The organism is Rathayibacter sp. PhB127 (assembly GCF_003751665.1).
GTDB classification, from domain to species: Bacteria; Actinomycetota; Actinomycetes; order Actinomycetales; family Microbacteriaceae; genus Rathayibacter; species Rathayibacter festucae.
The window spans coordinates 1,106,748-1,132,496 of record NZ_RKHW01000001.1 but is presented as its reverse complement, the minus strand read 5'-3'; the positions used below and the strand labels follow the sequence as shown (position 1 = coordinate 1,132,496).

Sequence of the window (25,749 nt, the reverse complement as noted above, 5' to 3'; positions counted from 1 at the left end):
CCCATTCTGCACCCGCGGGTGAACGGGAGGTGTCCGGCGGCGACGGCTCGGCCGGCGTCCGGTGTCGGAGCCGCTCAGTAGCCTGGAGGGGCACGACAGAGAGCGCCACCGCACACCCGCAGACCCCGCGAAAGGACGGTCGTGAAGCTCCTGCACACCTCCGACTGGCACATCGGCCGCACCTTCCACGGCCACTCGAGCGTCGCCGCGCTCGGCGTCGTGCTCGACGCGCTCGTCGAGACGGTGCGCTCCGAGGCGGTCGACGTCGTCCTGATCGCGGGCGACGTCTTCGACTCCGCGGTGCCGGCGGCCGAGCACTACACCCTGCTCACCCGCACGCTCGAGGCGATCCGCGCGGCCGGCGCCGAGGTCGTGCTGACCAGCGGCAACCACGACTCCCCCGCCCGGCTGGGCTTCCAGGCCGGGCTGCTGCGCGGCTCCGGCGTGCACGTGCTCACCGATCCCGAGGCGTACGCCGAGCCGGTCGTCCTCCGCGCCGGGAGCGGGCTCGAGGTCGGCGTCTACGGCATCCCCTACCTCGAGCCGGCCCTCTACCGGCACCGGCACCCGGAGGAGTCGCTCCGCCGGCACGAGGACGTCCTCGCCTTCGCGATGCGCCGCATCCGCGCGCACGCCGAGGCGGCCGGGCGGCGCTGGGTGGTGCTCGCGCACTGCTTCGCCGTCGGCGCCCCGGCCGGCACGGTCGAGCGCGACATCACGGCCGGCGGGATCGACTACGTCTCGGTCGACCACTTCGCCGCGGCCGACTACGCGGCACTCGGGCACATACACGGGCGGGCGATCCTGCTGCCGAGCGTGCGCTACTCCGGCGCTCCGCTGCACTACTCGTTCGGCGAGGCCTCGAAGCCGCGCGGCGGCTGGCTGGTCGAGCTCGGCCCCGACGGGCTCGGCGAGGTGACCTGGTCGTCGCTGCCCGTGCCGCGGCGGCTGAGCGTGATCGAGGGTCGGCTGGACGAGCTGCTGAGCGACCCGTCGCTCGCCGAGTACGAGCCGGACTGGGTCTCGGCGGTGCTGACCGACGAGGTCCGCCCGCTCGACGCGATGGCGCGGCTGCAGTCCCGCTTCCCCGGCTGCGCGACGCTCGAGCACCGGCCCCCGCACGCGGCGGTCGACGAGCGGCGCTACGCCGAGCGGATCCGCGGGCGCAGCGACGTCGAGGTGATCGACGACTTCCTCGCGCACGTCCGCGGTGGGCACGGCGCGAGCGAGACCGAGCGCGCGCTCGCGCTCGACGCGCTGGCGCAGGTCGACGCCGAGGCACTGCGGTGAGGATCCGCCGCCTCTCCTTCGCCGGTCTCGGCCCCTTCCGCGCGGAGCAGGAGATCGACTTCGACCGCCTGGAGGACGTCGGGATCTACCTGATCGCCGGACGCACCGGCGCCGGCAAGTCGACGATCCTCGACGCGATCAGCTTCGCGCTCTACGGCTCGGTGCCGCGCTTCGACGGCACGGCCTCGCGCCTGCGCAGCGACCACAGCGCCCCCGAGGACGAGACGTTCGCCGAGCTCGACTTCGAGGCGGCCGGCCGGCTCTACCGGGTCCGCCGCTCACCGGAGTACGAGCGGCCGGCCAAGCGCGGCGGCGGCACCACCCGGCAGGCGGCGAAGGTCGCGCTGCTCGAGCACGTCGACGGCGAGTGGCGGGGTCTGTCCTCCAGCGCGCGCGAGACGGGGGCCGACATCGGCCGGATCGTCGGCCTGACCAAGGACCAGTTCCTCCAGGTGATCCTGCTGGCGCAGAACCGCTTCCACGAGTTCCTGCTCGCGAAGAACGACGACCGCCAGCGGCTGCTGCGCACCCTCTTCGCGACGGAGCGCTACGACCTGCTGCGCCGGCGGCTCGTCGAGCAGCGGCAGGAGAGCGGAGCGGCGCTCGAGGAGGAGCGCGCGGCCGTGACGGCGCTGGCCGACGAGGCCGTCCGGCTCACCGGTGACGAGGAGCAGGCGCCGACACCGCCCGATGCGGAGTGGTTCCGTGCCCTGGTGACCCGGCTCGACGCTCCCCTCGCGCTCGCCCGCGACGAGGTGGCGGAGGCCGACGCCGCGAGCCGCGCGGCCGAGACCGCGCGGGACGAGACGCGGCTGGTGAAGCGGGCGCAGGACCGCCGCCGGAGCGCGCTGATCGAGGCCGAGGAGCTCGCGGTCGCGGAGTCGCTCGTCGTCCGGGAGCGCGAGCGGATCGAGCGGGCCCGACGGGCCGAGGGCGTGCTGCCGCTGCTGAAGGGCGCGCGCTCGGCGGCCGAGAGAGCCACCGCCGCCGACCGGAGCCGTGACAGCGCCGCCGTGGCCTTCACGGCCGCTCTCGACGAGCCCGCGGACCGGGCCGCCGCCGCGCGGGCCGCCGAGCGCCTGGCCGCGACGCTGGGAGCGCTGACCGAGGCCCTCGCCGACGAGCGCACGCTGCCCGAGGCGGTCCGCCTCGCCGAGCGCACCGTGACGGCGCGCGAGCGGTCCACCGCGGCGCTGGCCGTGCTCGAGCGCGAGCTGCGGACGCTCCCCGCCCTGCTCGACGCGCTCTCCGCGGAGGAGGACTCCCTCGCGCCGGACGCGACGGCGCTGCCGGCCCGCACCGAGGAGCTGGCCGCGCTCGAGCGCCGGATCCGCGCCGCCGCCGAGCGCGCGAGCGCCGCGACCGCGCTCGATCGCCTCCGCTCCGCCCACGCGGAGGCGGCCCGTGAGCACGGCGTCCGCGCCGCCGAGCACGCCGAGCTGGTCGCCCGCCGCTTCGCGGGCTTCGCCGGTGAGCTGGCCGGAGCGCTCGTCCCCGGCGACCCCTGCCCCGTCTGCGGCTCCTGCGAGCACCCGCGCCCCGCCGAGCACGGCGAGCTGCCTCCCGTCGGCACCGGTGAGATCGAGAAGGCGCGCATTGCCGTCGATCGCGCCGCCGCAGCGATGGATTCCGCCCGCGAAGCAGAGAGCACCGGCGCGCTCGCCCTGGCGGCCCTCGAGGAGCGGGCCGGCAGCACGACCGCCGAGGAGCTGCAGACCGCCCGCACCGAGGCCGAGGCGCGGCTCACCGCATCCCGGAGTGCCACGACGCGACTCGAGGAGCTGCGGCGCGAGCGGTCGGACCTCCGCGTCCGGAGCGAGGATCTCGCATCCGCCCTCGAGACCGCCCGCGCCGAGCACCAGCGCCTCAGCTCCGACGAGGCCCTCGCCGCCGAGGCGCTGCGCCTCCTGCGCGAGCGGATCGACGCCCATCGCGACGGCTCCGCCAGCATCGCCGACCGCGTCGCGGCCCTCACAACACAGCGCCGCCTGGCCGACGCGCTCGTCGAGGCCGAGGACGCGGCGACTGCCCGCCGCGAGGCGGCCGAGGCGGCCGAGGTCCAGCTCGCCGAGGTGATCGCCGACCGCGGCTTCGCGAGTGCCGAGGACGCCGAGTCCGCCGCCCTCACCTCGGGCGAGCGCGCCCGCGCCGAGGCCGTGGTCGCCGAGCACGAGCGCCGCCGCAGCGCCGTCGACTCGGTGCTGGCCGACCCCGAGCTCGCCGGCCTGCCGACCGCCCCCGTCGACCTCGCCGCCGCGGAGGAGGACGCGCGCGCCGCCTCCGCCCGCCGCGACGAGGCCCGCTCGCGGCACTCGGTGCTGGAGCACCGCGCCGCCCGGCTCGCCGAGCTGGCGGGCCGCGCCGAGGAGCGACTGGCGACTCTCGACGAGCGCCTGGGCCGGCACGAGGAGCTGCGCGCCCTCGCCGAGACGATCGACGGCCGTGGGCAGAACACCCGCCGGATGGACCTCGAGGCCTTCGCCCTCGCCGGCCGGCTGGAGGAGATCGTCGCCGCCGCGAACCTGCGGCTGAACGCGATGACCAGCGGCCGCTACGCCCTCGTGCACGACGACTCGCTCGCCTACCGCGGCGCCGCCTCCGGTCTCGGGATCGACGTGCTCGACGCCTTCACCGGCGCCCGCCGGCAGCCCGCGTCGCTCTCGGGCGGAGAGACGTTCCTCGCCTCGCTCGCCCTGGCCCTCGGGCTGGCCGACGTGGTCACCATGCAGTCCGGCGGCGTCTCACTCGAGACGATGTTCATCGACGAGGGCTTCGGCTCGCTCGACGCCGAGACCCTGGAGACCGCGCTCGGCACGCTCGACGCGCTGCGCTCGGGCGGGCGCACGATCGGCCTCATCAGCCACGTCGACGCGATGCGCGAGCGGCTGCCGACCGGGTTGAAGGTCGTCGTCAGCGACCGCGGCGACAGCAGGATCCTCACGGCGTGACGGAGCGACCCGCTAGGGTCGTCGGCAGTGACACGGGGTGCCCACCAGGGCTGAGATGAGACCCGTCGAACCTGATCTAGTTCGTACTAGCGAAGGGATGTCGCGAATGAGCATTCGCACGCCTGCCCACCCGACCCTCCTCGACGGCCCGGCCGTCGCCCGAGACCTCGACGAGCTGCGCCGCGCAGCGCCGCTCGTGCAGTGCATCACCAACGCGGTGGTCACCGGCTTCACCGCCAACAGCCTGCTGGCGCTCGGCGCGAGCCCCGCGATGTGCGATCTGCCCGGCGAGGCCGGCGTCTTCGCGGGCATCGCCTCCGCGACGCTGGTGAACCTCGGCACCCCGCACGCGGAGCAGCGCGACGGCGCCCGCGAGGCCGTCGCGGCGGCGCGCGCGGCCGGCACCCCCTGGGTGCTCGACCCGGTCGCCGTCGGTCCGCTGCCGGTGCGCACCGCCCTCGCGGCGGAGCTGCTCGAGGCGCGGCCCACGATCATCCGCGGCAACGCCTCCGAGATCCTCGCCCTCGCCGGCCTCGGCGCCGGCGGTCGCGGTGTCGACGCCGTCGACGGCCCGGAGGAGGCGCTGGAGGCCGCGACCGCGCTCGCTCAGAGGTGGGGGTCGGTCGTCGCCGTCTCAGGTGCCGTCGACGTCGTCACCGACGGCGAGCGCGTCGTCCGCGTCACCGGAGGGCACCCACTGCTCACCCGTGTCACCGGCGGCGGCTGCGCGCTGGGCGCCGTGATGGCCGCCTTCCTCGGCGCTCGGGGCTCCGACGCACTCGGGGCCGCGGTCGCCGCGTCCGTCGTCTGGGGTCTCGCCGCCGAGCGCGCCGCCGCCACCGCCGCCGGCCCCGGCTCGTTCGCGGTCGGCCTCCTCGACGCCCTCGCCGCGCTCACCGCCGACGAGGTCGAGAGCGGGGCGCGGATCGCATGATCGACCTCTCCCTCCAGCTCGTCACCGACACCCGCCTCTGCGGCCCGCGGGGAGTCCCGGCCGTCGTCGCCGCGGCCGTCGCCGGTGGCGTCCGCGTCGTCCAGGTCCGTGACCACGAGGCGACCGCCGCCGAGCTCGTCGCCCTCACCTGCGCCGTCGCCGCCGTCCTCGACGAGCGCACGACCCTGCTGGTCGACGACCGCGTCGACGTCGTCCTCGCCGCCCGCCTGGCCGGCGCCCGCGTCGACGGCGTGCACGTCGGCCAGTCCGATCTCCCGGTCCTCGCCGCGCGCAGCATCCTCGGCGTCGGCGCGGTGATCGGGCTGACGGCGAACACCCCGGCCCACCTCGCCGCCGCCCACGCCCTGCCCGGCGGCACCGTGGACTACCTCGGCGTCGGCGTGATCCGGGCGACGGCGACCAAGCCCGACCACCCGGTCCCGCTCGGGATCGACGGCTTCGCCGCCCTCGCCGCCGCGACCCCGCTCCCCTGCGTGGCCATCGGCGGCGTCACGGCCGACGACGCCGCGGCCCTGCGCCGCGCCGGCGCGACCGGACTCGCGATCGTCTCGGCGATCTGCGCGGCCGACGATCCGGAGTCCGCGGCCCACGCCTTCCGTGCGGAGTGGGACCGATGAGCGCCGCACTCCCCCAGCCCCGCCGGATCCCCCGGGTCCTCAGCATCGCCGGCACCGACCCGACCGGCGGCGCCGGCATCCAGGCCGACCTCAAGTCGATCGGCGCGCTCGGCGGCTACGGGATGGCCGTGGTCACCGCGCTCGTAGCGCAGAACACCCGCGGCGTGCGCTCGATCCACCTGCCGCCCGCCGAGTTCCTCCGCGAGCAGCTCGACGCGGTCAGCGACGACGTCGAGATCGACGCCGTGAAGATCGGCATGATCGCGAACGCCGAGCTGGGCGGGGTCATCGCCGCCTGGCTGGACGACGTCCGCCCGCCGCTCGTCGTCGTCGACCCGGTGATGGTCGCGACCAGCGGCCACCGCCTGCTCGACCCCGAGGCGGAGGAGGCGGTCCGCGCGCTCGTCCGCCGCGCCGGCCTGGTCACCCCCAACCTCCCCGAACTGGCCGTGCTCGCCGGAGCGGAGCCGGCCGCCGACTGGTCCGCCGCGCTCGAGCAGGCCCGCTCCCTGGCCCGGGATCTCGGCACCGCGGTCCTGGTGAAGGGCGGGCACCTCGACGGCCCGGCGACGCCGGACGCGATCATCACCCCGGACGGCGGCGTGCGCGAAGTGCCGGGCGAGCGCGTCGCCACCCGGAACACCCACGGCACCGGCTGCTCGCTCTCCTCCGCGATGGCGACGCTCCTCGCCGGTGGCGGGACGACTCCGGACACCCTCACGCAGGCGCTGACCGACGCCAAGGACTGGCTGAACGGCGCTCTCCGCGGCGCCGACGCGCTCCATGTGGGCGAGGGCAACGGGCCGATCGACCACTTCCACCGCCTGCGCGCCCCGGCGTTCTGCGAGCGGATGTGGGCCGAGACGGAGCAGCTCCGTGCCGGGATCGACGCGCTGCCGTTCGTGACGGCGCTCGGCGACGGCTCCCTCGAGCGCGACGACTTCGAGTGGTACCTCGAGCAGGACGCGCTCTACCTCACCGAGTACGCCCGGGTCCTCGCGATCGCCGCGCAGCGGGCGCCGAGCACCGCCGAGCAGGTCTTCTGGGCGGAGTCGTCGGCCTCGGCTCTGGCGGCGGAGGCGCAGCTGCACCGCGACCGCCTCGGCGAGCGCACGGCGACGGCGTCCCCCGTCACCCGCGGATACGTCGACCACCTGCTGGCGGTCGGCACGAGAGGGAGCTACGGCGAGATCGTCGCCGCGCTGCTGCCCTGCTTCTGGCTCTACGCGGACATCGGCGAGCGCCTCGCGGCGGCGAATCGGCCCGGGCACCCCTACGCGGACTGGCTCGTCACCTACGCGGATCCTGCCTTCGCCGTCGCGACCGAGCGCGCGATCGCGATCACCGAGGCGGCCGCCGCTCGCGGCACGAACGCGGAACGCGCCGCCATGGGCGACGCGTTCCTGCGCTCGAGCGTGTTCGAGCGCGACTTCTTCGCGGCTCCGCTCAGCCGATTCTTCGCGGCTCCGCTCAGCCGATCGCCTCGCGGAGGACGTGCATGAGCGCGTCCAGCTGAACCGTGTCGGCCGAGGCGACCTCGGCGTCCGCGCCGTCGAGCGCGCGGGCGGCGAGGCCGGCCTTCGCGTCGATCAGCTCGGCGATCTTGGCGTCGATCGTGTGCGCCGCGATGATGCGCCAGGCCGTGACCGGCTCCTCCTGGCCGATGCGGTGCACACGGTCGATCGCCTGCGTCTGCTCGGCCGAGGTCCAGGACAGCTCGGCCAGGACGACGTTGGACGAGGCCTGCAGGTTGACGCCGACGCCCGCCGCGGTGAGCGAGCAGACCGCGACCGAGACGTCGGGGTCCTCGTTGAACGCGTCGATCTGCGACTGGCGGAACGTCGCCGACTGGTCGCCGCGGATCGAGACGGAGGTGAGCTCGCGCTTCTCGAAGGTCTCCTCCGCCTGGTCCATCACGTCGATGTGCTTGGCGAAGAAGACCACCTTGCCGACCGAGCGGGCCAGCTGCGAGGCGTAGTCGGCGGCGAGCGCCGCCTTGGCCTGGCCGATCCGGCGCACCATCGTGAAGACGTTCTCGCCGGTCTTGGCCGACTTCGACTCCTCGAGCTCGCTCTGCGCGACGATGCGGACGAAGCGCTCGCGCTCGTCGTCGTCGAGCTCGTGCGTGATCGACGCGGTGACGGCCTTGTAGCGCTGCAGCATCCGGGCGCCGAGCTCGCGCTCCGCCTTCTGGATCGAGCGGCCGAGGTCGTCGTCCAGCTCGACCGGCAGGTCGACGATCCGCTTCGAGGGCAGGTCCGCGGCGACGTCGATCTTCTTCCGCCGGACGATGCCGAGGTCGATGACCGCCTCGCGCGCCTCCGGGTAGAAGCCGGTGTCCGCGGGGGTGAGCCCGGTGTCCTCGAGCAGGCTCATCAGCTCGGGCCCGGGCTTGGTCTCATCGATCCAGCCGAGGAAGCGCCAGATCGCGCGGAAGTCGTCCACGTCGTTGATCAGCGGCGTTCCCGTGAGGGCGATCATCAGCGGGTCGTGGCCCGGCGTCGTCTCGCGGATCTTCGCGGCGAGCGCCAGCACGCTCTGCGAGCGCTGCGAGCGGAGGTTCTTGATGAAGTGCGCCTCGTCGACGACCATGCCGCGGAAGCCGAGGCTGCCGAGCCAGCCGATGTGCCGGTCGAGGATGTCGTAGTTGACGATCACGACGTCGGCGAACGCGTCGAGCGTGCCGCCGTCGCCGTGGATGACGGTGGCGCGGCGCTGCGGCGTCCAGCGCTCGACCTCGCGCGCCCAGTTCATCTTCACGACGTTGGGCACGACGGCCAGCAGCGGGTAGGAGCCGGTGACGGAGGCGGCGAGGAGGCTCTGCGCCGTCTTGCCGAGGCCCGGCTCGTCGGCGAGCAGGAAGCTGCGGTGCCCCTCGCGCGCGCCCTCGATGAAGCGGGCCTGGTGCGGCATCAGGTCGCGCCCGCGCGGCGTCACCCGGTCGATCTTCGGCGGCTCGGGCAGCTCCATGCTGGCGGCGCGGCCGCCGGCGCCGTACTCGAACGCCTTGAACAGCGGACCGAGCAGCTCCCAGTCGTCGAGGCGGCGGCGGGCGGGGGTGGGCGCGCTGGCGATCGAGAAGTCCGGCGGGAGGAAGGGGTTGGCGAGCTGGCGCGCGCGCACCGACGGCGGCACGACCTGGTTGACCGGCACCTCCGGCTTGGGCTCCGGCTCGGTCACGATCAGCAGCTCGTCGGGGCTCAGCTCGGCGCCGGCCTCCAGCAGCCAGTCGCGGCGCAGCTTCTGCGCGGCCGCGGTGATGCCCGCCTCCGACTCGAGGAGGGCGATCAGGCTGGTGTCGCGCGCGGCGGTCTTCGCGAGGATCGTCGCGATGCCGTCGAGGCGCTTCATCTCCTCCGCGCGCTGCGAGTCGCTCAGCTCGGTGTCGGTCTTCACCCGCTTGCGCTCCTCGCGCATCAGCAGGGCGATGACGAGGAACTTCGTGCGATTGGTGGGCCCGACCTTGCCGGTCTGGGCCTTCGCCTCGACCTCGCGCACGCGACGGGCGAGGATCGGGATGATCCCGGAGTTGTCGACGCCACGCGGGCGCGACCGCGGGCGGGTGCCCGGGCTCGCGTTCGTCGAACGACGCGACTGACCGGACTGACGCTGGCCGCTGCGAGCCATGCTCCTCCTCGACGTGGACGGGGGCGGAGGAGGGGTTCCCGCGCTCTACCGTCGCATTGCACTGTGCGTGTCTTGCGTGCTGTGCGGGTCTTGCCTGCACTGCGTGTGTTGCACTGGCCGCGTCACGCCTGGGACGAGACGGGCACCGATGCACCCGGTGGCCGTCGGGAGCTCCGAGCAACGGGTCTGAGACCCGGTCGCAGCATCCCCGGCGTGCGGGTGCGCGACAAGTCTACTCCTCAGCGCCGGATCGGCGGCACCTCACGCCTGCGGGCGCGTCCAGCGGCCGATGGATCACTCGGCGACGCGCACCCGGATGATCAGGCCGGCGGCCACCACGACGCCGACCGCGGCGAGGTGGAGCGAGGACCAGACGGCGTCCGGGAAGGAGAACGGGAAGACCGGGTTCCAGAGCACGACGATCGGCGCGAGCCCGATCAGCCAGTAGTACGCCTTCGCCTGGATCGCGAACCAGCCGATGACGGCCGCGAGGATCGCCACCGGATACCGGACGAAGTCGTAGGCGTCGCCGCCGACCAGCGCGAGCCCCGCGAGCAGGATGATCGCCGCGAGGATCCCCGGCGCCAGCGCCATCCGCGCGCTCGAGCGGGACGGGTAGCGGGCGGTCGTGCCGCCGCGCGGGGGGCCGGACTTCTCAGCGTTCACCCGTCGATCGTACGGGGCGGTCCCGACCGCTCCGCTCCGGACCCCGCACGGCCCGTTCGGCTCCGGCCCCGTGCGAACCGACCCGAACCGGGCGCGCGCCCACGCACAGGCACCAGCAAGCGTCCACTCGCAGAGCCGCGCCCCCGTGCCGTCACGATCGGACCCGGATCGGGTCCTGACCCACCCGTGGGCCCCGACAGCTGTCCGTTCGACCTCCTCCTCCCGAGCGAGTCGACCCGGTCTGGGCTCGAGTGCGCCCGCAGACCCCATCGAGCGTCGACTCGAAGGAGTGCGGCCCCGCTCGTGCGCGCCCGGACGCGAAGAGGGGCCGGACAGGCCGGCGCACCCCAGCACGGGTTCACTCGTGCGCGGCACCCCGATCGAGACGACTCGAAACGGGCGCCGACGCTGCTTTCACCAATCACAGCTCGCGTCGTCTCACGGGCCGATACCCCCGCCGGGTATCGGCGTCGAGGCGTAAACTGGCCGGGTGATCGAGGATCTGAAGAAGCGCTCCCTGCACCGCGCCCGCATCCTGGCGGGCCAGATGCGCGGCCTCGAGAAGGCCATCGAGAACGAGGACTACTGCGTCGACATCGTCACGCAGTCGCTCGCCATCCAGAAGTCGCTCGGCTCGCTGAACAAGCTGATCGTCGAGAATCATCTGCGGACGCACGTGACCGCGATGTTCGACGAGGGCGGCGACGCGCGCGAGGCCGCGATCGCCGAGCTCGTGAAGATCTTCGAGTTGTCGAACAACCGCTCGTGACCGCGCTCACCGCCGTCCGCGGCGACATCACCCGCGAGCAGGTCGACGTGATCGTCAACGCCGCCAACTCGTCGCTGCTCGGCGGCGGCGGGGTCGACGGAGCGATCCACCGCGCGGGCGGCCCCGAGATCCTCGAGGAGTGCCGGCGCCTCCGGGCGGGCGAGCTGCGCGACGGACTCCCCGCCGGCTCCGCGGTCGCGACCACCGCCGGCCGCCTGCCCGCCCGCTGGGTCGTGCACACCGTCGGCCCCGTGTACTCGCGGAGCGACGACCGCTCCGCCGTCCTCGCCTCCGCCTACACCGAGTCGATCCGCGTCGCCCGCGCCCTCGGCGCCCGCACCGTCGCCTTCCCGGCCGTCTCCGCCGGCGTCTACGGCTGGCCGATGGCCAGCGCGGCGCGCATCGCCGTCGACTCCGTCCGACTCGCCGCCGCCGAGGACCGCCCGGGCGCCCTCGACGAGGTCCGCTTCGTGCTCTTCTCGGACGACGCCCTCGCCGCCTTCCGCGAGGCGCTCGGCTAGCTCGCCGTCCCGGTCGCGGCGCTTGAGCCCGCGTCCGCTCCGGTACCGGAGTCCGTGCCCGAGTCCGTCCCGGTGCCGCTCCCCTGGCCGCCGAACGACCCGGGCCCGCCACCGCCGGGGAAGCCGCCGTCCGGCATCCCGCCCCGCTGCGACGGGTCGAATCCGCCGACGGCGGAGGACCCGACCGAGTTCCCGACGGCGTAGCCGATCCCGAAGCCGCCGCCCAGCAGCAGCAGACCGGCGAGGACGGCGAGCGCGATCCACCGGACGCGTCGCCGTCGCCAGAGCGGCTGACGCGACCGCGCCGGCTCCGCCGCGCCCGGTGCCGCGGTCCCCGCCGTTGGCGGCGGCCACTCCGCCGTCCCCGGTCCCTGGTTCTCGATCGTGCTGCTCATGCTGCGCCTCCGGCTCTCGTCCGCACCCGGCCGGGTGCACGATCGACAGTGCCGTCGCCGCCTATGCTCCGGGCAAGAACCGCTGATCGATCACTGAAGACCCGAGCCGTCGGAACGAGCCTCGCCGCGGCAGCAAAAGAGAGAACCAGCCCATGTCGTCTCGGCGACTCGAGAATCAGTGAGCGACAGCGGGGCTGGTATTTCTGCATCGAGGCTAGGGGCCGCTGCTGTCGCGCACCCACGATGGCGTGAGATATCGGACCACTAACGCGCAATCCGCCGTTCTCGACAGCGAGAAAGGGGAGCGGGACCACACGGTCCCACTCCCCTTCGCCTCGTGGGGCTACGCCGTCTTCGGCCGCGCGAACTCGTCGTACGGCAGGGTGATCGGCCGGGTGCGCGGCGGCATCCGCAGCACCGAGTCGAGGGCCGGGCCGAGGGCCTCGCGCCAAGCGCCGTAGCCGGCCTCGTTGAGGTGCAGGCCGTCGGGCGAGTACTGCTCGAGCAGGGCGCCGTCCTCGCCGGCGAGCACCGGCCAGAGGTCGAGGTAGCCGGCGTGCGCCGTGGGCGCGAACTGCCAGAGGTGGCGGTTGACCTCGCGGATCTGCGCGCCGAACTCGCGGGCGCGCGGCAGGATCGAGGTCACCAGGATCCGCACGTCGGGGAGGTCGCGGCGGAAGGTCGCGACGATGGTCTCGATGTTGCGCACGATGTGCTCGGTCGTGCGGTGATAGGCCAGGTCGTTCGTCCCGACGAGCAGGACCACCGTGTCGGGCGCCGCCTCGACGAGCTCGGGCAGCCGCTCGACGACGTCGTCGCTGGTCGCTCCGCCGATGCCCTCGTCGACGACCGTCGACGCGGTCAACCACTCGTCCCAGGACCCGCCCTGGATGATGCTGTCGCCGATGAAGGCGACCTTTCCCAGCTGGAGATCGCGCCCCGCGTCCGTGTCCGATCGTTCGCTCATCGTGCTCCTCTCGTTCGCGTCCGAGGCGGCGTCGCCGCCCGCGGACCCCTCCATTGTCACCGCTGCGCCCCGCGCCCACCAGGGGAGCGCTCCTCGCCGGCGTCGGCGAGGTCGGTCGCGGTGGCCGTGATGCGGTTGGCCATCCCGTTGAAGATCACGCCGTGGAAGGGCAGCACGGCGAACCAGTAGAGCCGCCCGCCGAGACCCTGCGGGAAGAAGACGGCGCGCTGGGTGTACACGGATCCGCCATCCTCGCCGGGCTCCGCGCGCATCTCCAGCCAGGCGCCGCCCGGCACCTTCATCTCGGCGCGCAGGCGCAGCAGCGTCGGCCGCTCGATCGCCTCGACGCGCCAGAAGTCCAGGGCGTCGCCGGCGTGCAGCCGCTCGGAGTCGCGGCGCCCGCGCTGCAGGCCCACTCCCCCGACGAGCTTGTCCATCCAGCCGCGGATCGCCCACGCGAGCGGGAAGGAGTACCAGCCGTTGGTGCCGCCGATGCCCTCGATGACCCGCCAGAGCTTCGCCGGGTCGGCGTCCGTCCGGCGCACCTTGAGGTCGACGTAGACCGTGTGGCCGGCCCACTCCGGGTCGCTCGGCAGCGGGTCGCTGGGGGCGCCGACGACCTCGGCGTTCTGCCAGCTGGTCTCGATCTCGCCCGCCTGCATCTTGCCCAGCGCGAGCCGGACCGAGCGGCGGTACGGCGTCAGCCCGCCCTCGGGGTCCGGGATCAGCCCGCGGATGTCGTCCTCGCGCACGACGCAGTCGTACTGCAGCGAGGCGATGATCGGCACCGCGAGCGAGCGCGGGATGGGCGTCACCAGGTTGACCCACTGCGAGGCGAGCCACGGCGTGAACACCGGCAGCGACGCGATCGGCCGCTGCGCGAGCCCCGCCTCGACCGCGTAGCCGTTCATCATCTGGCCGTAGCGGAGGACGTCCGGCCCGCCGATGTCGAAGGTGCGGTTCAGCGTCCCGTCCTCGAGGGCGGCGGCGCCGAGCAGGTAGTGCAGCACGTCGCGCACGGCGATCGGCTGGATGAAGTTGCGGACCCACTGCGGGGCGGGCATGTAGGGCAGGACGTCGGTGAGGTGGCGGACCATCTCGAACGAGGTCGAGCCGGAGCCGATGATGACGCCGGCCTGCAGCGCGATCGTCGGCACGCCGGACGCCATCAGGATGCGGCCGACCTCGGCCCGCGAGCGCAGGTGCGGCGACAGCTTCTCCACGTCGGGGTGCAGGCCGCCGAGGTAGACGATCCGGTCGACACCGGCCGCGAGCGCGGCCTCGGCGACGTTCGTGGCGGCGCGGCTCTCGACCTGCTCGAAGCGCGCGTGGTCGGCGCCCGAGCCCATCGAGTGCACGAGGTAGTAGAGGACGTCGACACCCTCGAACGCGGCCGACAGCGACTCCGGGTCGCTGAGATCGCCCTGCGCCACCTCGACCTCCTCGGCCCACGGGACCTCGGCGAGCTTCCGCGGGTCGCGGACCAGCACGCGGACCCGGTAGCCGGCCTCGAGCAGGCGCGGGGTGAGGCGGCCGCCGATGTAGCCGGTCGCTCCGGTGACGAGCGCCAGCGGGCGAGACGGGTCCGAGGGGCGCGACGGGGCGGGTGAGGATTCGCTCATGCGAGCCACGGTACGCCGCCGCCCCTGGGCGCTCTCCCGCTGGTGCACCGCTCCGGCCACTGCTAGGACCGCCGGAGCCGCCCCCGCGGAGTCCGAGAGCGTCAGCCGGCCGGTCGCTCCGCGCCGAGGATCGTGCGGACCTTCTCGACGTCGTCGTTCATCTGCCGGATGAGCGGCTCGACGCCCTCGTAGGCCACCTGGCCGCGGATGCGCGAGACGAAGGCCACGTCGACGACGCGGTCGTAGAGGTCGATCGTCTCGTCCAGCAGGTAGGCCTCGACCTGCTTGGGCGGCACGCCGACGAAGGTCGGGTTGCTGCCGACGGAGATCGCGGCCGGGTAGCTGCGGCCCTCGGTGACGAAGCGGCCGGCGTAGACACCGTCGGCGGGGATCAGCCCCTGCGACTCCGGCGAGAGGTTCGCGGTCGGGAAGCCGAGCTCGCGGCCGCGCTTCGCGCCGTGCACGACGACGCCGCGCACCACCGGCTCGTGTCCGAGCAGCCAGGTCGCATGCTCGACGTCGCCCTCGGCGAGCAGCTCGCGGATCCAGGTGGAGGAGACGCGGCGGCCGTGCTCGGGCCGCACGTCGTCGATCAGCTCGACCTCGAAGCCGTGGGTCTCCCCCAGCTCCCGCAGCATCGCGACGCCGCCGGCGCCGTGGGCACCGAAGCGGAAGTCCGAGCCGACCAGCACCACGCGCGCCTCCAGGGCGTCGACGAGCACCTGCTGCACGAACTCCTCGGCCGTGAGCGATCGGAACCGCTCGTCGAACGCCAGGAGCAGCGTCGCGTCGATCCCCGTCCCGGCCAGCAGCTCGAGCTTCTGCTCGTTGCCGACCAGGGCCGGCGGGCACTTCTCCGGGGCGATCACGCTGAGTGGATTGCGGTCGAAGGTGACGACGACCGCCGCGAGACCGCGCTCGCGGGCCCGCGCGTGCAGGGTGTCGATCACGGCCCGGTGGCCGGTGTGGACGCCGTCGAACTTGCCGATGGTGACGGCGGACGGGCCGATGCCGGTGAGGTCGGCGGGGCGCTGCTCGACGCGCATCAGGCCGCCGTTCCCGCGGAGGAGCGCCGACCCTGCACCCGCAGCCACCAGAGCCCGAGCACCGGCAGCACCAGCGGGATGAGCAGGTAGCCCGCGCCGAACGCCGCCCAGACCGTCGACTGCCGGCCGAACGGATCAGCGCTCGAGAGCCCGAGCAGCTGCGGGGCCAGCACGCTGATCGCGCCGACGACGAGCACGCCGACCAGCTCGAAGGTGATGGTCACGAAGGCGATGCGCTGCCAGACCCGGCCGGGAGCCACGAGGGCGATCGTCGCAACGATGTACACGACGGCGGAGAGGGCCGAGAGCGAGAACGCGAGCGGCGCCTCGTCGAAGCGGTCGATGATCTGGAAGACCGAGCGGCCCGTCGCGGCGAGCGCGAGGATGCCGTAGACGACCACGAGGAGGCTGCCGATCCCCCGGGACCGCGCCGAGCGGGCGGGGCGCTGATCGGGGTTCGGCAGAGCTGGGTCCTGGGCCGCCCGTCCGGGCGCATCGCTGGGTTGGTTCGACATCGCAGGGTCAATGGTAGGCGCTCGCTGCGCCCTCTCCCCCTCGGCCGGGGATCGAGGGCGTCAGGCGGCCTGGAAGAACCAGATCTGGTGCATCCGGTAGACCATCACGGCGATCGCGAGGCAGACGACGCCGAGGATGACCGTGCTCCACCGGCTGCGCTCGATCAGCGCCCAGAAGCCGGCGGCGAGCGGCAGGATCAGCGCCGAGACCAGGTAGATGTAGAACTCGGGCAGGCTGCCGGTGGGGCGGTTGCCGACCAGGGGCGAGACGATCGCGACGGCGAGCTGGACGATCAGCAGCAGCTCGACGATCGCGGTGGCCCCGACCGTGACGTCGGAGGGGCGCCGGCCGATCATCCCGAGCACCAGGCAGAGCAGGCCCGCCGCCACGGCGATGCCGACCTGGAGCGTGGTGAACCAGTCGATCACGACGTCGCCACCCGGAGCTCCTCGGTGGGGAAGTTGACGACGCTCTTCAGGGCGGCGCCGCGGCGCTCGGCGAGGCCGACCAGGCGCTCCCCCGGACCGACGGCGGCGAGCAGGCCCTTGGCTCCCGCGAACGCCTCGGGCACCGGGATCCGCTTGCCGTTGGCGAGGTCGACCGCCTCGCCGGCGTCCAGGTGCAGCAGCGGGAACAGCTCGCCCGCGACCGCGGTCGGCGTGAGCAGGGCGGCGGGGACGTCGAGCTCGTCGATGACGCCGGCCTCGGCGACCCGGAACGGGCCGACGGCCGTGCGGCGGAGCACGGTGAGGTGCCCGCCGACGCCGAGCGCGGCGCCGAGATCGCGCGCGAGCGCGCGGATGTAGGTGCCGGACGAGCAGGTGACGCGGACGTCGAGGTCGAGGAAGCCGTCGGCCTCGCGGCGCTCGAGCACGTCGAAGGCGCTCACGGTGACGGGTCGCGCCGGCAGCACGACCTCCTCGCCGTCGCGCACGCGGGCGTAGGCGCGCCGGCCGTCCACCTTGATGGCGCTGACGGCGCTCGGGATCTGCTCGATCGCGCCGGTGAGGGTTGCCACGACGGCGTTGACCGCCTCGGCGGTGAGCGCCGCCACCGCGCCGGGCTCGGCGGTCGTGAGCGTCTCGCCCTCGCGGTCGTCGGTGCTCGTCGCGGCGCCGAGGCGGATCGTCGCCTCGTACTCCTTGTCGAGGCCGACCAGGTAGGTGAGGAGCCGGGTCGAGGGGCCGAGGCCGAGGATCATCAGCCCGGTCGCCATCGGATCGAGCGTCCCGGCGTGCCCGACCTTGCGCGTCCCGGCGCGGCGGCGGGTCCGCGAGACGAGGTCGTGGCTGGTGATCCCGCCCGGCTTGTCCAGCAGGAGGATCCCGTTCGGAGCCGCCGCAGAAGGGCTGGGAGTCTCGAGCACGGGTGCGAGGATACACGCGCAGTTCGGGAGTCGGCCCCGCGGAGCCCGCGCCCGGCACGGCCGCCGCCCGCCGCGGTTCTAGGCTGTCCGGATGAGGATCGCCGTACTCGGAGCGGGCGCCGTCGGCGGCACCGTCGCCGCTCTCCTGGACCGCGCAGGACACGACGTCGAGGTGACCGCCCGGGGCGAGAACCTCACGGCGATCCGGCGGCAGGGCCTCCGCCTCGACGGCGCCTGGGGCGAGCACACCGCCTGGGTGCGCTGCGGCGAGACGCTCGACCTCGTTCCCGATCTGGCCGTGCTCTGCACGAAGGCGCAGGACGCCGAGGACGCGCTCCGCGCCAACCGCCGCACGGTCGACGGCACGCTCCTGGTCGTGGTGCAGAACGGGCTCGACGGCCTGGAGGCCGCCGCCCGCCAGGTCCGCGACGCCCGCCTCGTCGGCGCGCTCGCCCTCTTCGCGGCCAGCCACCTCGAGCCCGGCCGCGTCACGGTGACCGCCCCGGCGACGACGACTCTCGGCGTCCCCGGCCGCCCCGCCGACGACGACGTCCGCCGGGCCGCCGCGATCCTCGGCGAGGCGGTGCCCACGGCCACCACCGACGACTTCCTCGGGGCGCAGTGGACGAAGCTGCTGATCAACGAGGTCAACGCGCTGCCCGCGATCACCGGGCTCTCCGTGCAGGAGACGATCGCGCACCCGGGCCTGCGCCGGCTGCTCGCGCGGGCGATGCGGGAGGCGGCGCGGACCGGCCTGGCCGCCGGCGTCCGCTTCGGCGCACTGCAGGGCCTCTCCGGCGCCCGGATTCGCGCGCTCGCCGCCGCGCCGCTGCCGGTCGTCGAGCTGCTGCCGCGGCGGATGGCGACCCGGATGGGCGACGTGCCGAACCCCGGGTCGACGCTGCAGAGCGTGCGGCGCGGAGTCCCGAGCGAGATCGACCATCTGGCCGGCGCCGTCGTCCGCACGGCGCACCGCCTCGGGCGCGAGGCGCCGGTCAACCAGCTGCTCGTCGAGCTCGTGCACGAGGTCGAGCGCTCGGGCGCCTTCCTGCCGGCGGACGACGTGGTGCGGCGCGCGTCCTCCGTCTAGGCGGAGGACCGCACCCGGCGAGCGGGACGACGACTCAGCAGGAGTCGGCGAAGAGCCGGCGCGGGTGCTCCGGGTCGCGGACGTCCACCAGGATCCCCGCGATCCGCTTCGGATCCGTGCTCGCCCGGTAGGCCTCGTCGACCGGCGGCTCCTGGGTGTCGAGCCGGATCGACGTGCTCCACGCTCCGCGGAGCTCGGGACGCAGGGCGAACGGCCCGTCGACGAGCAGCACGGCGTCGCGGCCGGCGGTGCGCCAGCGCGCCTGCCGCGCCTCGTCGCGCACGCCGTCGTAACCGGCCAGGACGAAGCCGGTGCTCCCGCCCAGCTTGAACGGATCGAGCAGCACCCGGCGCAGCAGCTCGTAGTCGTAGCCCGCGAGGTAGGCGCGCTGCGCCTCCGGAATCGACGGATCCTCCCGCTGGGCCCGCGGACGACGGAAGTCGGCGAGGTGCGCGACCACCGTGTCCCGGCCCGCCCGGCGCATCGCCTCGGCCAGCGCGAGCGCGAACTCACCGGACACCTCCGGGTCGTCGCCGTCGATCCCGACCGCCACGCGGCCGTGCCCGTAGTTGTGCAGCACCTCCGCCGCGAGAGCGTCGAGCACATCGGCCTTCTGCGGAGCCCACTTGGTCATTCGCCCACGATACGCGGCACGGCCTAGGGTGACCTGATGCCCACCGGATCGACGCCCGTCGCACCGATGCCCGCGCTCTCCGCCGCGATCGTCGACTGGTTCCGCGAGAACGCCCGCGACCTGCCCTGGCGCCGCGAGGGCTTCCCCGCCTGGGGAACCCTCGTCAGCGAGTTCATGCTCCAGCAGACCCCGGTCGTCCGGGTGATCCCGCGGCTCGCCGAGTGGCTCGAGCGCTGGCCGACCCCGGCCGATCTGGCGGCCGTCCCTCCGGGCGAGGCGGTGCGCGCCTGGCAGTCGCTCGGCTACCCGCGCCGCGCGCTGCGCCTGCACGCCTGCGCCGTCGCCATCACCGAGCAGCACGGCGGCGTCGTTCCGCACGACGTCGAGACGCTCCTCGCCCTCCCCGGCATCGGCGACTACGCGGCGCGCGCGATCGCCGTCTTCTCCTTCGGCCACCGCCACCCCGTCGTCGACACCAACGTCCGGCGGGTGATCGCCCGCGCGATCGACGGCGCGGCCGAGCCCGGCCCGCCGCGGGCCAAGACCGACCTCGCCGCGATGGAGGCGCTCCTCCCCGACGGCCTCGCCGACGCCGCCGCCTTCAACGCGGGCGCGATGGAGCTCGGCGCGATCGTCTGCACCGCCCGCGCTCCCCGCTGCGACGCCTGCCCGATCCGGGACGCCTGCGCCTGGCGGGCCGCCGGCTACCCGGCCTACGACGGCCCGGTCAAGGCGCGGCAGAAGAAGTACGAGGGCTCCGACCGGCAGGTCCGCGGCCTGATCCTCGCCGAGCTGCGCGCCGCACACGGCCCGGTGACCGCGGCCGAGATCGCCACGCTCTGGCCGGACGCCGAGCAGCGCGACCGCGCCCTCGCCGGTCTCCTCGCCGACGGCCTCGCCACGGGCACGCCGGACGACGGCTACCTGCTCCCCCACTCCTGAGCGGCGCTCCGGTGTCGGACGGGGCGGGTAGCGTGGCGCCGTGACCGGTCGCCGACTCCGACTCCCCCGCCCCGACGCCGAGCTCGACAGCGCGCTCGCCGCCGTCCGCACCGCGAACGACCTCCCGGGTACCTTCCCGCCCGAGGCCCTCGCCGAGGCGGAGCAGGCCGACCGCACGGCCGACGACGCGGGCCGGCTCGACCTCACGGGCGTCCCCTTCGTCACGATCGACCCGCCCGGCTCCCTCGACCTCGACCAGGCCGTGCACCTCGAGCGCCGCGGATCCGGAGTCGTGCTCCGCTACGCCATCGCCGACGTACCGGCCGTCGTCCGCCCCGGCGGGGCCCTCGACGCCGAGACCCGCCGCCGCGGCCAGACCTACTACCTCCCCGACGGCCGCGTCCCGCTGCACCCGCCGGTCCTCTCCGAGGGCACCGCCTCGCTGCTCCCCGACCTCGAGCGCCGCGCCCTGGTCTGGACCCTCGAGCTCGACGACGCCGCCGAACCGACAGACGTCCGCCTCGAGCGCGCCCTCGTCCGCAGCACCGCCCGACTCGACTACGACGGCGTCCAGCGCAGCGTCGACGCCGGCGAGCCGCACCCGTCGATCGCGCTCCTTCCCTGGTTCGGCGCGGAGCGCCTCGCCCGCGAGGCCCAGCGCGGCGGAGCGAGCCTCGCCCTCCCCGAGGAGGAGATCGTCGCCGTCGACGGCGTCTACCGGATCGAGCGCCGGGCACCCCTCGCGTCCGAGGGCTGGAACGCCCAGGTCTCGCTGCTCACCGGCATGGCGGCCGCGACGATGATGCTCGACGCGGGCGTCGGCGTCCTCCGCACCATGCCTGCAGCCGACGAGGACACCGTCACCGCCTTCCGCGCCCGCACCGAGGCCCTCGGCGTCCCCTGGGGCGCCGACGAGCTCTACGGCGCCTACCTCCGCCGCCTCGACACCGCCGACCCGGCGCAACTCGCGATCATGTCGGCCGCGGCGACCCTCTTCCGCGGAGCCGGCTACACCGCCTTCGACGGCGCCGCCCCCGAGCAGCCCGAGCAGGCCGCCCTCGCCGCCCCGTACGCGCACGTCACCGCGCCGCTCCGCCGCCTGGTCGACCGCTTCGGCCTGGCCACCTGCCTCGCGATCTCGACCGGAGCGGAGCTCCCGGCCTGGCTCCGCACGGCCCTGCCCGAGCTGCCCGCCCTGATGACCGCGAGCGACCGCCGCTCCGGAGCCGCCTCCCGCGCCGCGACCGCCGTCGTCGAGGCCGCGATCCTCCGCGGTCGCGAGGGCTCCACCTTCGAGGGCGTCGTCGTCTCCTCCGCGAGGACCCGCTCGCAGGTCCAGCTGCTCGACCCCGAGATGACCGTCGACGTGCCGGCCCCGCAGACGCCGGGAGCCCGTGTCGTCGTCGTCCTCGAATCGGTCGACGTCGCCACGGGCTCCGCGGTGTTCAGGCCTGCTGCCTAGTCCTCGTCCTCGTCCTCGCGCGGCTTCACGTAGGGGTCCGCGTCGCCGGCGTAGTCCGCCTTCGCGGCGAGCGACTGCACCTGGGTGTCCTGGTTGCGCGCCGTCGCGAGGAGGTCCTCGATGTGCTTCGCGTTCTCCGGGATCGCGTCGAGGATGAACTCGAGCGACGGCGTGAGCCGCGCCGTGATGTTCTTGCCGACCTCTGTGCGGAGCATGCCCGTCGCCGCCTTCAGGGCGAGCGCCGAGTCGGCGCGCTCCTCGTCGGTGCCGTAGACCGTGTAGAACACGGAGGCGTGCTGCAGGTCACCTGTCACCTGCACGTCGGTGATGGTGACGAAGCCGAGTCGGGGGTCGCGGAGTCCGCGCTCGAGCCGCTTGGCGACGATCACCTGAATCCGTTCGGCGAGCTTCCTCGCCCGTGCCGGATCTGCCATGGCTGGTCCTCATCTCTCTCGACGAACCGTTCGGCTCGCCATCTAACCACTCCCCGGCAGTCCTGCCGGGGGCTTGCTCTGTGCTCGACGGTTCTGCGCGGCACTGCCGGCGCGGGTGGGGTGCCTCGCCGCGGCTCCTTCCCGCGCGGCTGCGCCGCGCCCGCCAGACCCGAGCCAGGAGCCGCGACGAGACACCCCACCCGCACCTCACGTCAATACAGGCGGAAGTCCGTACTCCCGGTCCCCCTCCCGCGCAGGCGCCCCACCCCACGTGCTGGTGCAGGTACCCGACGCGACACGCCTCGAAGACCGGGCCCCGTCCGCACGTGCTGACGGAGCAATCCTCCCGGAGGGAGGGAGCCCACTCCTGCCCTCGCGCGACAGGCTCGGGTCTGGCGGGCGGGCCGCAGGCCCGCGGGAAGTCGCGCGAGGGCAGGAGTGGGCTCCCGATCCCCCCTCAGAAGACGAGCGGAACGCCGGAAGCCGAGGACCCCAGCAACGCCGGAAGGCCCGGGCGGACCCGGGCCTTCCAGTGAGTATTCAGGGTCAGCCTCGCGGCTTCTCCTTCATCTCGATCGTCTCGATCTCGTCGCCGATCTGGATGTCGTTGTACTTGCCGAGACCGATACCGGCCTCGTAGTCCGTACGGACTTCCGTGACGTCGTCCTTGAAGCGACGCAGCGACTCGATGGCGAGGTTGTCCCCGACGACGACGCCGTCGCGGATGACGCGCGCCTTCGAGTTGCGGGTGATCGTGCCGGAGCGGACGATGACACCCGCGATGTTGCCGACCTTGGAGGAGCGGAACACCTCGCGGATCTCGGCGACACCGGACTGGACCTCCTCGTACTCGGGCTTGAGCATGCCCGTGAGCGAGTTCTCGACCTCTTCGATCGCGTTGTAGATGACCGAGTAGAAGCGGATGTCCACTCCCTCTCGAGCAGCGCGCTCGCGGGCCTTCGGGTCGGGGCGGACGTTGAAGCCCACGATGATCGCGTTGTCGATCGTCGCGAGGTTGACGTCCGACTCCGTGATCGCACCGACACCGCGGTGGATGATGCGCAGCTGCACCGAGTCGTCGACCTCGATCTTGACGAGCGACTCCTCCAGCGCCTCGACGGCACCGGACACGTCGCCCTTGATGATGAGGTTGAGCGACTCGACCTTGCCCTCCTCGAGAGCACGGGTGAAGTCCTCGAGCGAGATGCGCTTGCGGGCCTTGGCCAGCAGGGCGTTGCGCTGAGCGGCTTCGCGCTTCTCGGCGATCTGACGGGCGGTGCGGTCCTCCTCGGTGACGAGGAAGGTGTCGCCGGCGCGGGGCACGGACGAGAGTCCCTGCACCTGCACCGGTCGCGACGGCACGGCCTCGAGCACGGCGACGCCGTTCTCGTCGGCCATCGCACGGACGCGGCCGTAGGCCGTTCCCGCGACGATCGCGTCGCCGACGCGCAGCGTTCCCGACTGGATGAGGACCGTCGCGACGGCACCGCGTCCCTTGTCGAGCTTGGCCTCGATCGCGACTCCGCGGGCCTCCTTGTCGGGGTTGGCGCGCAGGTCGAGACCGGCGTCCGCGGTGAGCAGCACGGCGTCCAGGAGGTCCTGGATGCCGGTGTTCGCGCGGGCCGACACGTCGACGAACATGACGTCTCCGCCGTACTCCTCGGCGACGAGGCCGAACTCGGTCAGCTGCTGGCGCACCTTGGCCGGGTTGGCGTCGGGCTTGTCCACCTTGTTGACCGCGACCACGATCGGCACGTTGGCCGCCTGGGCGTGGTTCAGCGCCTCGATGGTCTGCGGCATGATGCCGTCGTCCGCCGCGACCACGAGGATCGCGATGTCCGTGACCTGGGCACCGCGGGCTCGCATGGCGGTGAACGCCTCGTGACCCGGGGTGTCGATGAAGGTGATCGGGCGCTCGATGCCCTCGTGCTCCGCGACGACCTGGTACGCACCGATGTGCTGCGTGATGCCGCCCGCCTCGCCGGCGACGACGTTGGCGTTGCGGATCGCGTCGAGCAGGCGCGTCTTTCCGTGGTCGACGTGACCCATGACGGTGACGACGGGGGGACGGATCTGGAGGTCCTCGTCCGTCTCGTCCTCGAGCTCCTGCTCAAGGTCGAGGCCGAAGCCCTCGAGGAGCTCCTTGTCCTCGTCCTCGGGCGAGACGACCTGGATCTTGAAGCCGAGCTCACCGCCGAGCACCTCGAAGGTGGCCTCGTCGAGCGACTCGGTCGCCGTCGCCATCTCGCCGAGGGCGAAGAGGACGGTGACCAGGTTGCCGGGGGGCACCGGCACGCCGGTCATGGCCTCGATCTTGTCGGCGAAGTCCGAGATCGACGCGCCGCGGCGCAGACGGATGACCGTCTTGCCGTCGCCGCGGGGGACGCTGACGCCGCCGAGCGACGGGGCCTCCCTGAGCTCGAACTCCTGACGCTTCGTGCGCTTCGACTTGCGGGCCTTGCTCTTGCCGCCACCGCGACCGAAGGCACCAGCGGTGCCACCGCCGGGGCCGCGACCGCGACCGCCGCCGCCACCGGGACGAGGGGCGAAGCCGCCACCCGCTCCAGGGGCGCCGCCGGGACGCTGGAAGCCGCCGCCGGCCGGACGGCCGGGGCCGCCGGGACGACCGGCTCCGCCACCGGGACCGCCGGGACGCTGGCCGAAGCCGGCGGGGCGCTGGCCCATGCCGGGTCCACCGGGTCGGGGCGCACCGGGGCGGGGAGCCGCGGGACGGGGGATGTTGCTGGGCGTCGGGCGCGAGCCCATGCCCTGCGAGCTGGCGAACGGGTTGTTGCCCGGGCGCGGGGGCGTCGCGGGACGCTGGCCCATGCCCTGGTTGCTCGCGAAGGGGTTGTTGCCCGGACGCGGGGCACCACCGGGACGGCTGGAGCCGCCGGGAGCAGAGCTGCTGCCGCCGGACTTCGGCGGGGCCGCCGCCGGGGCCGGACGCGGGGTCGCCGGCTTCGGTCCGCCGGGGGTGGCGGGCGAGGCGGCGGGGGTCGCTGCGGCGGGCTTCTCGGCCGCGGGCGCCGGAGCGGCGGCCTCGGTCGGAGCCGGAGCGGCGGGGGCGTTCGCAGCGGCCTGGGCGCGAGCCGCGGCTGCGGCCTCCTGGGCGGCCTGAGCGGCCGCCTGACGCTCGGCGACCGACATCGGCGGAGCCGGCGCCGGAGCGGGCGGCTTGGCCGGGCCGGGCATCGGCGCGGAGGGGCGGGCACCCGAGGGGCGAGGAGCCCCCGGACGGGCGGTGCCGGCGGCGGGCGCCGACGGGGTCGACGGTGCACCCGTGCTCGCGCTGCCCTGGAGGGCCTGGCGGAGCTTGCGGGCGACGGGGGGTTCGATGCTGGAGGACGGTCCCTTGACGAACTCGCCCAGTTCTTTCAACTTCGCAAGTGCGACCTTGCTGTCGACGCCGAGTTCGGCGGCGATCTCGTGCACGCGTGGTTTAGCCACTTCTCTCCTGTCTCGGACCTGCGCCCAAGACGGGGCAGGCCATCACAAACGGACGGATCTCATTTCGAGCCGCTCATCAGTCGTTGCTCATGATCAGTTCACGGGCCGTTCTGCCTGTTCTCTCTGCGGTGTGATCGTTCGCCTGGCCGGTTCCTCAGGGTGAGGAGCCGAGCCGGTCAGGTCACGGGTGACGTACTGCTCCACGGCGCTCGCGTCCACGCTCTCGCGCGTCCGGAACGCCCTGCTGAACGCGCGGCGCTTCACCGCGAGCTCGTAGCAGTCGTACGCGTCGTGCAGCCACGCTCCCCGCCCAGCACGGACACCCCGCGGATCTACCACGAGGACGTTCGAGGGGAGGACGAGCCTCAGAAGTGAGGCCCTTGGGGCGCGCAGACGGCAGCCGACGCACGTTCTGACGGGTTCCACTGTACT

At 73.9% G+C, this 25,749-nt stretch carries 23 protein-coding genes and 1 riboswitch; of the genes, 10 read left to right on the top strand and 13 right to left on the bottom strand.

Features of this window, described 5'->3' with window-relative positions:
• Window positions 1–141: 141 nt before the first annotated feature.
• From EDF22_RS05455 to thiD, 5 genes are all read left to right on the top strand, one after another.
• A complete protein-coding gene (locus EDF22_RS05455) occupies window positions 142–1,290 on the top strand; it encodes an exonuclease SbcCD subunit D (RefSeq protein ID WP_123702980.1) in 1,149 nt (382 codons plus the stop codon).
• Window positions 1,287–4,238 carry an AAA family ATPase gene (locus tag EDF22_RS05450; RefSeq protein WP_123702978.1) on the top strand — a complete coding sequence of 984 codons (2,952 nt, stop codon included), beginning with the start codon at window positions 1,287–1,289 and terminating at the stop codon, window positions 4,236–4,238. Before EDF22_RS05455 ends, EDF22_RS05450 begins: the two co-directional genes overlap by 4 nt.
• A gap of 23 nt (window positions 4,239–4,261) precedes the next feature.
• A riboswitch (TPP riboswitch) is annotated at window positions 4,262–4,353 on the top strand.
• On the top strand, window positions 4,345–5,172 hold the full coding sequence (gene thiM / locus EDF22_RS05445) for a hydroxyethylthiazole kinase (protein ID WP_123702976.1): 828 nt from the start codon (window positions 4,345–4,347) through the stop codon (window positions 5,170–5,172). It overlaps the preceding riboswitch by 9 nt.
• Window positions 5,169–5,810, top strand: coding sequence for a thiamine phosphate synthase (gene thiE, locus EDF22_RS20730; RefSeq protein ID WP_185038753.1), 642 nt, complete (start codon window positions 5,169–5,171; stop codon window positions 5,808–5,810). Before thiM ends, thiE begins: the two co-directional genes overlap by 4 nt.
• Window positions 5,807–7,312, top strand: coding sequence for a bifunctional hydroxymethylpyrimidine kinase/phosphomethylpyrimidine kinase (gene thiD, locus EDF22_RS05440; RefSeq protein WP_185038751.1), 1,506 nt, complete (start codon window positions 5,807–5,809; stop codon window positions 7,310–7,312). Before thiE ends, thiD begins: the two co-directional genes overlap by 4 nt.
• Here thiD and EDF22_RS05435 read toward each other — a convergent pair.
• Window positions 7,281–9,437, bottom strand: a complete 2,157-nt coding sequence (locus EDF22_RS05435; protein WP_123702974.1) for a DEAD/DEAH box helicase — start codon at window positions 9,435–9,437, stop codon at window positions 7,281–7,283. The genes thiD and EDF22_RS05435 overlap by 32 nt on opposite strands.
• A 294-nt stretch (window positions 9,438–9,731) precedes the next feature.
• Entirely contained in the window at window positions 9,732–10,103 is a 372-nt protein-coding gene (locus tag EDF22_RS05430; RefSeq protein WP_244231816.1) for a DUF6804 family protein, read from the bottom strand.
• A 490-nt stretch (window positions 10,104–10,593) separates the two neighbouring features.
• On the opposite strand from EDF22_RS05430, the gene EDF22_RS05425 reads away from it, so the two are divergent.
• Both EDF22_RS05425 and EDF22_RS05420 read left to right on the top strand, forming a co-directional pair.
• Window positions 10,594–10,872, top strand: a complete 279-nt coding sequence (locus EDF22_RS05425) for a metal-sensitive transcriptional regulator (protein ID WP_123445545.1) — start codon at window positions 10,594–10,596, stop codon at window positions 10,870–10,872.
• Window positions 10,869–11,393: an O-acetyl-ADP-ribose deacetylase gene (locus EDF22_RS05420; RefSeq protein WP_123702972.1), complete on the top strand. Its 525-nt coding sequence runs from the start codon at window positions 10,869–10,871 to the stop codon at window positions 11,391–11,393. Before EDF22_RS05425 ends, EDF22_RS05420 begins: the two co-directional genes overlap by 4 nt.
• On the opposite strand, the gene EDF22_RS05415 is transcribed toward EDF22_RS05420, so the two are convergent.
• From EDF22_RS05415 to truB, 7 genes are all read right to left on the bottom strand, one after another.
• The gene (locus EDF22_RS05415) at window positions 11,390–11,788 is read right to left on the bottom strand and encodes a hypothetical protein (protein WP_123702970.1); all 399 of its coding nucleotides are present in this window, start codon (window positions 11,786–11,788) and stop codon (window positions 11,390–11,392) included. The genes EDF22_RS05420 and EDF22_RS05415 overlap by 4 nt on opposite strands.
• 343 nt (window positions 11,789–12,131) lie before the next feature.
• Complete coding sequence (locus EDF22_RS05410) at window positions 12,132–12,755, bottom strand: GDSL-type esterase/lipase family protein (protein ID WP_123445987.1); 624 nt, start codon at window positions 12,753–12,755, stop codon at window positions 12,132–12,134.
• A 56-nt stretch (window positions 12,756–12,811) separates the two neighbouring features.
• Entirely contained in the window at window positions 12,812–14,377 is a 1,566-nt protein-coding gene (locus tag EDF22_RS05405; protein WP_123702968.1) for an SDR family oxidoreductase, read from the bottom strand.
• Between the two features lie 101 nt (window positions 14,378–14,478).
• On the bottom strand, window positions 14,479–15,423 hold the full coding sequence (locus EDF22_RS05400) for a bifunctional riboflavin kinase/FAD synthetase (protein WP_123702966.1): 945 nt from the start codon (window positions 15,421–15,423) through the stop codon (window positions 14,479–14,481).
• On the bottom strand, window positions 15,423–15,938 hold the full coding sequence (locus tag EDF22_RS05395; RefSeq protein WP_260303306.1) for a hypothetical protein: 516 nt from the start codon (window positions 15,936–15,938) through the stop codon (window positions 15,423–15,425). The genes EDF22_RS05400 and EDF22_RS05395 overlap by 1 nt, the downstream gene beginning before the upstream one ends.
• 60 nt (window positions 15,939–15,998) lie before the next feature.
• A complete protein-coding gene (locus EDF22_RS05390) occupies window positions 15,999–16,367 on the bottom strand; it encodes a hypothetical protein (RefSeq protein WP_123702964.1) in 369 nt (122 codons plus the stop codon).
• Window positions 16,364–17,305 carry a tRNA pseudouridine(55) synthase TruB gene (gene truB, locus EDF22_RS05385; RefSeq protein WP_123702962.1) on the bottom strand — a complete coding sequence of 314 codons (942 nt, stop codon included), beginning with the start codon at window positions 17,303–17,305 and terminating at the stop codon, window positions 16,364–16,366. Before truB ends, EDF22_RS05390 begins: the two co-directional genes overlap by 4 nt.
• 91 nt (window positions 17,306–17,396) lie before the next feature.
• Here truB and EDF22_RS05380 point away from each other — a divergent pair, with 91 nt between their 5' ends.
• Window positions 17,397–18,395: a ketopantoate reductase family protein gene (locus tag EDF22_RS05380; RefSeq protein WP_123702960.1), complete on the top strand. Its 999-nt coding sequence runs from the start codon at window positions 17,397–17,399 to the stop codon at window positions 18,393–18,395.
• Window positions 18,396–18,429: 34 nt separating this feature from the next.
• Here the strand turns inward: EDF22_RS05380 and EDF22_RS05375 are convergent, their stop codons facing one another.
• Window positions 18,430–19,029, bottom strand: a complete 600-nt coding sequence (locus EDF22_RS05375) for a hypothetical protein (protein ID WP_123702958.1) — start codon at window positions 19,027–19,029, stop codon at window positions 18,430–18,432.
• Between the two features lie 66 nt (window positions 19,030–19,095).
• Here EDF22_RS05375 and EDF22_RS05370 point away from each other — a divergent pair, with 66 nt between their 5' ends.
• A complete protein-coding gene (locus tag EDF22_RS05370; protein ID WP_123704733.1) occupies window positions 19,096–19,971 on the top strand; it encodes an A/G-specific adenine glycosylase in 876 nt (291 codons plus the stop codon).
• Between the two features lie 40 nt (window positions 19,972–20,011).
• The gene (locus EDF22_RS05365; protein WP_123702956.1) at window positions 20,012–21,433 is read left to right on the top strand and encodes a ribonuclease catalytic domain-containing protein; all 1,422 of its coding nucleotides are present in this window, start codon (window positions 20,012–20,014) and stop codon (window positions 21,431–21,433) included.
• On the opposite strand, the gene rbfA is transcribed toward EDF22_RS05365, so the two are convergent.
• The 3 genes from rbfA to EDF22_RS05350 form a co-directional block, all read right to left on the bottom strand.
• The gene (gene rbfA / locus EDF22_RS05360; RefSeq protein WP_123445535.1) at window positions 21,430–21,867 is read right to left on the bottom strand and encodes a 30S ribosome-binding factor RbfA; all 438 of its coding nucleotides are present in this window, start codon (window positions 21,865–21,867) and stop codon (window positions 21,430–21,432) included. The two genes, EDF22_RS05365 and rbfA, sit on opposite strands and share 4 nt — an antisense overlap.
• A gap of 546 nt (window positions 21,868–22,413) precedes the next feature.
• Complete coding sequence (gene infB, locus EDF22_RS05355) at window positions 22,414–25,317, bottom strand: translation initiation factor IF-2 (RefSeq protein ID WP_123702954.1); 2,904 nt, start codon at window positions 25,315–25,317, stop codon at window positions 22,414–22,416.
• A gap of 93 nt (window positions 25,318–25,410) precedes the next feature.
• Window positions 25,411–25,743, bottom strand: a complete 333-nt coding sequence (locus EDF22_RS05350) for a YlxR family protein (RefSeq protein WP_123702952.1) — start codon at window positions 25,741–25,743, stop codon at window positions 25,411–25,413.
• Between the last annotated feature and the right edge of the window lie 6 nt (window positions 25,744–25,749).